Genomic DNA, 7666 nt, shown 5'->3' with positions numbered 1-7666 from the left:
TATTATAGCCTACGAAGACTAACCGACTAGTTTGTCATGCTGTTAAGCATCTCTTGAACAAGTGATACTTTCTTTATTAGAAGATTATACCACATAGAAACATAGTTTTTTGCACAGAGTTTCACGGAGTTTTTTGGAAGTGGATTGTGTTGAGGGAGATACACAGAGCGTTTCACTTATTATAGCCTACGAAGACTAACCGACTAGTTTGTCATGCTGTTAAGCATCTCTTTAGTTACGATGCATATGAAAAGAAAACGATTCAAATGATAACTTTGTCTTTGTTCTTGCTTTTGTTCTTGATTTTTTCTTAAAATTTTGGTTTTATTTATTTACTGACATTCAAATGGTTGGAAATAGGGTATGGAGGAAAGTGTATTTTTTTTACTTTTTTCTTTTGAAAACGTTTGCAGAAATAAAAAATCGTTCTATATTTGCACTCGCAATACGGAAGTAGTGCACGACTTATTGGAGAAATGGCAGAGTGGTCGAATGCGGCAGTCTTGAAAACTGTTGACTGTAACAGGTCCGGGGGTTCGAATCCCTCTTTCTCCGCAGGATAAAACCGATTCAGAAATGAATCGGTTTTTTTTATGGGTTGGATTGAGGGTGTGAAAAATTTGTTCGCAGTTTGCGAACTCTTTTTTTTATTGCTATTTGTTCCTACTATGTACTCTTTATCTACTTAGTATGTAGGGGGGAAGTTACTTTAGTGATTTACTTTATGTAACTTTTAATTTCTTCTTCCTCTAAACCCAAATATTCGCAAAATTCTTTAATAGTAACGACTTGATGTTTGGCTTTACCAAAATAATCTTTAATGTCGTTAATAATGTTTCGCGATTGTCTTTCGCTTTTACCTGTAATAAACATCACGTCTGTTGTGTTGATGCAAATTCGCTTCATCTAAATGGCTCTTAAAAATTGTTACTAATTCATTTCGATTTTTTCATAATTATTTATTTGAATTAGTTACGGTTGTATTTCATGAATACGTAGCTAAAATAAGCATTTTTATTGTAGAAAAAAAGTGCAAAAACGGAAGTTTTTGACAGTTTTATTCACAATCGGAAGTATTGGTTTTACTGGGGTTTAGGGGTTGTTTATCTTTGTGTAAGTATAATTTTAAAACCATATAGTAATGGCAAGAAACAGTAGTTTATTTAAGATTGAAGGTACATTAGATAATGTGACTTTCTACAAGAGTGCTGATGGGTACTTTGTGCGTACCAAAGGGGGTGTTAGCAAAAACAGAATTATGAATGACCCAGCGTTTGTGAGAACAAGGGAAAATGGCAGTGAGTTTGGCAGAAGTGCTAGCTCTGGTAAGCTGTTGCGTGATGCTGTGAGTAGCTTTGTGTTTAAGGCGAAAGATAGTAAGTTATCGAGTCGCTTGATGAAGGTTATGTCGGATATTAAGAATCAAGACTTAGTTTCGGCAAGGGGAGAACGTAATGTGGTAGAAGGTTTGTCTACTGCCACTGGTAAAGCGTATTTAAAGGGCTTTGATTTTAATAATCGTGCTACTATGCGAAGTGTATTTTTTAGTCCTTTTACTGTGGATGCTGCCACTGGTGTTATTACTATTGCGGATTTGAAACCGACTGAGCAAATTCGTTTTCCTGAGGGTGCTACGCATTTTAGTTTGCAAAGTGGGTTTGTGAACTTGGATTTTGAAACGGGTGCTTCAGATATTACGTATAGTACTGTTTCTAATCTTCCGATTGATGGGACTGTATCAACAATAACTTTAACTCCAAGTGGTGTGCCAATTGGAACTGGTCTTGAGTTTATGGTTTTGTTGATTGAGTTTTTTCAAGAAGTGAATGGTCAACAATATGCTTTAAATAATGGTGCTTATAATGTGCTAAATATTGTTGAGGTGGTGTAGTTTTTCGTTGTCTTGATTTGATAAAACCTATCTGGTGTTCAAAAATGTATGGTTTTTCTCCCTGCCGTTGGTGGGGAGTTTTTTTTTGTTTTAAGTTTCAGGTTTCAAGTTTCAAGTTTCAGGTTTTGGAACACAGATTGAAGAAAATTTATAAATTTTTAAAATCTTTCTTTGTTTTTAAAACACATATACATATAGATTTTTACACCGAGCTACACGAAGTTTTTTGAAGTGGATTGTGTTGAGTGAGCTGCACAGAGTCCGAAGCTTCGGACGTTTCACTTGGTATAGTTCACTTAAGACTACACGTATAGTTTGTCATGCTGTTAAGCATCTTTTGAACAAGTGATATTTTCTTTATTAGAAGTTTTACCACATAGAAACATAGTTTTTTGCACCGAGCTTCACAGAGTTTTTTTGAAGTGGATTGTGTTGAGAGAGATACACAGAGTCCGAAGCTTCGGACGTTGCACTTGGATGGGGACGCGGATGAAACGGGTCCGACTAGGTGGAGCGCTGGTGGTGACGGATTTTTTTATTGCCTTTTGCCTTCGATACTTCGACTTGCTCAGTAACCGATTAGGCAACGGTTTTGTTGACCATTGCCTTCGAGTGCCTCAGGCAACGGTTGGAGTGGTTTTAATGAAATACTGAATGAAATAAATAAGGACAGTTTTGTTGAAAAGGTGTGTTTTTGTTGATAACTTATAATTGTTTTTCAGTAAGTTGGGTCTTATTTTTGTGAATATAGTAAAAGCCATTGAAGGTTATTTATTAATTAAACGCCATGTTATATGAAGTTGTTTCTCCCTACAGATTTGCCTTTGGATAGGCATTTAAAAGAAAATCCTCCTTTTAAGGGATTTAGTAAAGATAAATTGGTTTATCTGATTCATTTGATTGTTTCTATACCTCAGTATCGAAAGGATATTGATTTAATAGATGGTTTTGTTCCTTTGTCTTCGAAAGCGCTACAAGAGGCTATTACAGATTATAAACGTTATCTTACTTATGGTATTGATAGCGGTTTGTTTGCTTCGGATAATTCGTATTTGAAGGGTAAAAAATGTATGGGTTATAAACTTTTATACAAGACCTCTGGTGGTTTGAAAGAGTACACGGTTTCGGATTTTGTTTTGAAGAAGCATTATGGTAATCATATTATAGAACAAAAGAAATCGATTCGTGGTTATGAATTTTTGGAGCGCTGGTTTTCTAATGGACTTTCTATTGATCGTGAAGCTGCTTTGGCTTTTTTGAAGGAAGAATTGGAATTGAAAACTGGGTATTTTGATTTGCGAGATAGTAAACCGATATACAATCCTTTTGCGACTGCTTCTGATGGTTCGAAAGGAACTTATGAATTGCATTATAAAGACCCATTGCTTCAATTTCAGCAAGGGAATTTGAGTTTGTTGAAAATGCAAGAGCAACAGTTTTCTTGTACGATAAGTGAGAACGGTCGCTTTCATAGTGTTTTGACGAATATGCGCAGTGTGTTGCGTAATTTTTTGACATTTAATGGTGAACGATTGGTTTCGATTGACGTTAAAAATAGTCAGCCGTATTTGATTAGTTTGTTGTTGCAAGCTCATTTTTGGCGCGGTAAAAATGGGTTCAAAAATTCTGACAAATCGACCTTTTGTGTTTCTGAAAGCAAAAAAAAGCCTCGATTTTCTGCTGTTATTAATTTAGAAGATACTTCAACTACAATTTATAATTTCAATTCAATAACTCTAGATTCATTAGCTATACATAAAGAGGTTACTTACTTTATGTTATTAGAAATCTCTAATACCCTAGTAAATACAAGCTTTGACACGTACATAGAAAATGTTTTAAAAGGTGGTTTTTATGAAACTTTACAAGAAGCTTTTAAGGAACAATTAGGTTACACTATTAAAGATAGAAAAGAGGTAAAATCGGCTGTTTTTCAATTGTTGTTTACGCCTAATCGTTTTTATGGACAAAAACAGGCAGAACCCAAGCGGTTGTTTGCTCAAATTTATCCTGAAGTGTATGCGGTGTTGAAAGCTATTAAAAAAAAGGATTCTACTCTTTTGCCTCGTTTGTTGCAACAAATTGAGAGCCATGTGATTTTGAAAGTAGTAGCAAAGCGTATGCAAAAGTTGCACCCTAAAGTTCCGATTTTTACGATTCATGATAGTATTGTGACAACCGCCTCGAACCAACTTTTAGTGGAACAAGTGATGCGCGATGCTTTTACCACTACTGTAGGTTTTAGCCCTACATTAGCCACTGAGTTTTTAGAACCTGATAAGGCAGCCCGTTATTTACAAAACTTGAGAGCAAAAGCGCAACAGTTGAGTGCTTAAACTTTTTTAGTTTGTTTACGGTTTTCCTCATTTTTATCTCAAACCCTTTATTTACTCTAGCTGGCGAAGGTACCCCTGTATTTTTACCTGGTTTGAAAATCAGGTATTTTTACGGGTTGTATACCACCTTTTTTTTTCTTATGTTTGGGGGAAATAGAATTTAGCAAATAAAAATATATGCAAGCAAAACCATTTTTAAAATGGGCTGGAGGCAAAACCCAGTTAATCACAGATATAGAAAAAGCTTTACCTAAAGAGTTCATTTCTCAAAAGTTTACCTATGTGGAGCCTTTTGTGGGAAGTGGAGCGGTTTTATTTTGGATATTGAATAATTTTCCAAATGTTGAAAAAGCAATAATTAATGATATCAATAGTGATCTAACTAACACTTATAAAGTAATTGCTTCAAAGACTAAAAACTTGATTTCTGTATTAGAACAATTTCAAGGTGAATTTCATGCGTTAGAAGTATTAGCTGATAAAAAGAAAGAATACTTTCATGCCAAACGTGAGTTGTTTAACACACGAGAAACCGATAAAGTTACTCAAGCTGCTTTATTTATCTTTTTAAACCGCACTTGCTTTAATGGTTTGTTTCGTGTAAATAAAAACAATGGTTTTAATGTACCAATGGGAAGTTATAAAAAACCAACCATTTGTGATAAGGAAAATCTTTTAGCGGTTAGCGAAGTGTTGCAACGTGTAGAAATTTTAACTGGCGATTACCAACAAACATTACAACACGCTGAAAAACCTGCTTTATTTTATTTTGATCCACCCTACAAACCGTTGAGTAATACCTCAAGTTTTAATTCGTATGCCAAAGAGGATTTTGGAGATGCAGAACAAATACGTTTGCGTGACTTTTGCAAAACATTAGATAATTTAGACCACAAATGGATTTTAAGCAACTCTGATGTTAAAGGAAAAGACATTAACGATAATTTCTTTGACGATTTGTATAATGAATTTAATATCAATCGTGTGTTTGCTACCCGAATGATTAATGCAAACCCAGAAAAAAGAGGTAAATTAACCGAATTATTAATTACAAATTATCAGCATGAACAAGCTTTGTCAATTGCTTAATTTAGAAAGCGACGATATTTTATTTACCCAAATTACTAGTAGTTTCAAAGAGAAAGGAATTTTGCTTTGGGACTATTTTGTTAATTGGGAGAAAGTAAATAAAAACATTAAACCGGTTGAGAAGGAATTGAACCTTTTAAATGTTTTGATTGGGAAAGAGGATGTAGAAACAGAAGTTTATAATTTAATCAAAGAATACCCTCAAGTTGTTAAAGCTTTTCCTTTTTTGATAGCCTTTAGAGATACAAAAGTTTCTATGCTTTCAGATGTTACTGAGTTTTTGTATAAAGATTATGATTTTAAGCATAGAGTTATTACAGATGAAGATTGTGAAGACTTAACTATTTTTTTTATGCAGTCTGGTCTTGGTGAATTAGTTAAAGACAAACGAGTTAAAAACCTTGTAGATTATGTTACTGGTGTAGAAGTTGGTTTAGACAGCAACGGAAGAAAAAACCGTGGTGGCACCATGATGGAAAACATTGTAGAAACCTTTGTGAAAAGTGCTTGTGAAGAATTAGGTTATGAATATATGGCACAAGCCAATGCCAAAAAGATAAAAACTCATTGGAACCTTGACATACAAGTAGACAAATCATCTCGTAATTTAGATTTTGCTATCAATATAAATGGAAAATTGTATTTTATTGAATGTAATTTTTATGGTGGTGGTGGTTCTAAACTAAAATCTACTGCAACTGAATATGTAAAAATGAACGAATACTGGAACGCACAAGGTATTACTTTTATATGGGTTACAGATGGTGCGGGTTGGAAATCTACATTAAAACCTTTAAGAGAGTATTTTGATAAATCTGATTATTTGTTGAATTTAGAAATGTTAAAAGATAGTGTTCTATTCAAAATCCTAAATGATGAGTAAATTTAAAGTAGATTTAACCACTGGTGATAAATTTTGGACACCTAAAGGATTAGGAGCCCTTGGGATGGACCCAAATAGGGCTTTATCAGAATTAGTTGCAAATTCACTCGACTGGCGTGTAGAAGGAAATCAAAAATCAGTCATACATGTAATTATTGATAATGAATCAATTGAAATTATTGATAATGGTGTTGGAATGACTGAAGATGAATTGCAAAATGGAATTAAAGTTTCAGTCGCAAATGATGATTTAAGACCTAGTTTACGAGTTAGAAAAGGAATGTTTGGTATGGGGATGAAAGTAGCTTGTCTCACATTAGGTTGGAAAATTACCATACGTACAAGGTCAATTAATGAATTTAATCAAGAGCATTCATTAGTATTAGATACTCGAAAATTTGAAAATGGTGATAAGGATTATAGAGATCATATTTTTGGAGATACAACTCCTTTCGATAGTAATTTATCATTAAGAGATTATTCAAATGGGACTTCGATAAAAATAGAAGACTTAACTTATAAATCTTTAACAGGTATTTCAATACGTGATTCCTTACAAGAAATCTTCAAGCCTGAACTGAATATTGAAAATATTGAGATAAAAGTTATTGATAAGAAAAGAAATGAAGAGTTTATTTGTCAAAAGGTTGAAACAAAAATTATTAACGATACAAAAATAGACCTTGATGAACTGAATCTTTACGTAATCAATGAAATTTCAAAAGAGAAAGCACAAATTAAAGGGTGGATAGCGCTAATGGAAGTTAGTCGTCCTGGAGGTGATTGGGGATTACATATATATAAAAACAATCAAATAATTGAACGTTTTCATCAATTACCAATGAGATTGGGAGGTCTGATGACTAAAAATCCTCACGCTGAAGTTTCAAGAACTTATGGTGAAATTCAACTTGATATGTGTCCACCAGCTTTTCATAAAGTTGGGTTCGATCACTCTAGTTCTGAATGGCAACAAGTTCAAAGCTTATTAAAGGAGCATATTAGCAAAATAATGGAGGCTTCTGTTGATTATAAAAAAAGTGACAAAGAGAAATCCGCGGAAGTTATTAAAAAAATACAAAAACATAAAAGAGCTGCAAAAAATGCAGCTGATAGATTAAAATTTCATATTGAAGATGAAAATAAACCAGATGATGCTTTCACCTTGAATGATGGGAGGTGGTTTACGATTGTACCTCCAATTTTTAAAGAGTTGAATGATGTTAATACTCCTTGGATGTATAATTATTCAACAAATTCATCTGAACTATCCATTATTATTAATACTTTATCCGCAGTTTATAAAAATGTTGAAAATCGAGGATTAGATGAAAATCTTTTAGTTTATATAACAAATTGGGCTATATCCGATTGTGTTCTATTTCTTTTGATGGATGAATTTGGCTACCAAAAAGGAGAAGCACTTCTTATTCGTAATGAGCTTTTAAATAGACTTTTTAAATAATC

The 7666-nt window shown here is 33.4% G+C and carries 6 protein-coding genes and 1 tRNA gene; 6 read left to right on the top strand and 1 reads right to left on the bottom strand.

Annotated features, from left to right (window positions below; translation table 11 throughout):
• Positions 1–470 precede the first annotated feature (470 nt).
• A tRNA-Ser gene (locus V7P59_RS10350) sits at positions 471–555 on the top strand.
• 162 nt (positions 556–717) lie between these two features.
• On the opposite strand, the gene V7P59_RS10345 is transcribed toward V7P59_RS10350, so the two are convergent.
• Positions 718–906, bottom strand: a complete 189-nt coding sequence (locus tag V7P59_RS10345; RefSeq protein WP_333810087.1) for a hypothetical protein — start codon at positions 904–906, stop codon at positions 718–720.
• Between the two features lie 235 nt (positions 907–1141).
• Here V7P59_RS10345 and V7P59_RS10340 point away from each other — a divergent pair, with 235 nt between their 5' ends.
• From V7P59_RS10340 to V7P59_RS10320, 5 genes are all read left to right on the top strand, one after another.
• Complete coding sequence (locus V7P59_RS10340) at positions 1142–1891, top strand: hypothetical protein (RefSeq protein ID WP_333810086.1); 750 nt, start codon at positions 1142–1144, stop codon at positions 1889–1891.
• A gap of 794 nt (positions 1892–2685) precedes the next feature.
• The gene (locus V7P59_RS10335) at positions 2686–4227 is read left to right on the top strand and encodes a hypothetical protein (protein ID WP_333810085.1); all 1542 of its coding nucleotides are present in this window, start codon (positions 2686–2688) and stop codon (positions 4225–4227) included.
• 177 nt (positions 4228–4404) lie between these two features.
• Positions 4405–5316, top strand: a complete 912-nt coding sequence (locus tag V7P59_RS10330; protein WP_333810084.1) for a DNA adenine methylase — start codon at positions 4405–4407, stop codon at positions 5314–5316.
• Entirely contained in the window at positions 5291–6199 is a 909-nt protein-coding gene (locus V7P59_RS10325; protein WP_333810083.1) for a type II restriction endonuclease, read from the top strand. The genes V7P59_RS10330 and V7P59_RS10325 overlap by 26 nt, the downstream gene beginning before the upstream one ends.
• Positions 6192–7664, top strand: a complete 1473-nt coding sequence (locus V7P59_RS10320) for an ATP-binding protein (RefSeq protein WP_333810082.1) — start codon at positions 6192–6194, stop codon at positions 7662–7664. Before V7P59_RS10325 ends, V7P59_RS10320 begins: the two co-directional genes overlap by 8 nt.
• Positions 7665–7666 lie beyond the last annotated feature (2 nt).

The sequence above is a fragment of the Flavobacterium sp. genome (assembly GCF_036782315.1).
GTDB lineage: Bacteria > Bacteroidota > Bacteroidia > Flavobacteriales > Flavobacteriaceae > Flavobacterium.
Note: the sequence above shows the minus strand (reverse complement) of the source record. Positions and strands in the feature narration are given on the sequence as shown.

Excerpts from the sequence above, each read along its gene's own strand:
- V7P59_RS10335 (WP_333810085.1), top strand. The coding sequence starts at position 2,686 with ATGAAGTTGTTTCTCCCTACAGATTTGCCTTTGGATAGGCATTTAAAA.
- V7P59_RS10340 (WP_333810086.1), top strand. The coding sequence starts at position 1,142 with ATGGCAAGAAACAGTAGTTTATTTAAGATTGAAGGTACATTAGATAAT.
- V7P59_RS10320 (WP_333810082.1), top strand. The coding sequence starts at position 6,192 with ATGAGTAAATTTAAAGTAGATTTAACCACTGGTGATAAATTTTGGACA.
- V7P59_RS10345 (WP_333810087.1), bottom strand. The coding sequence starts at position 906 with ATGAAGCGAATTTGCATCAACACAACAGACGTGATGTTTATTACAGGT.
- V7P59_RS10325 (WP_333810083.1), top strand. The coding sequence starts at position 5,291 with ATGAACAAGCTTTGTCAATTGCTTAATTTAGAAAGCGACGATATTTTA.
- V7P59_RS10330 (WP_333810084.1), top strand. The coding sequence starts at position 4,405 with ATGCAAGCAAAACCATTTTTAAAATGGGCTGGAGGCAAAACCCAGTTA.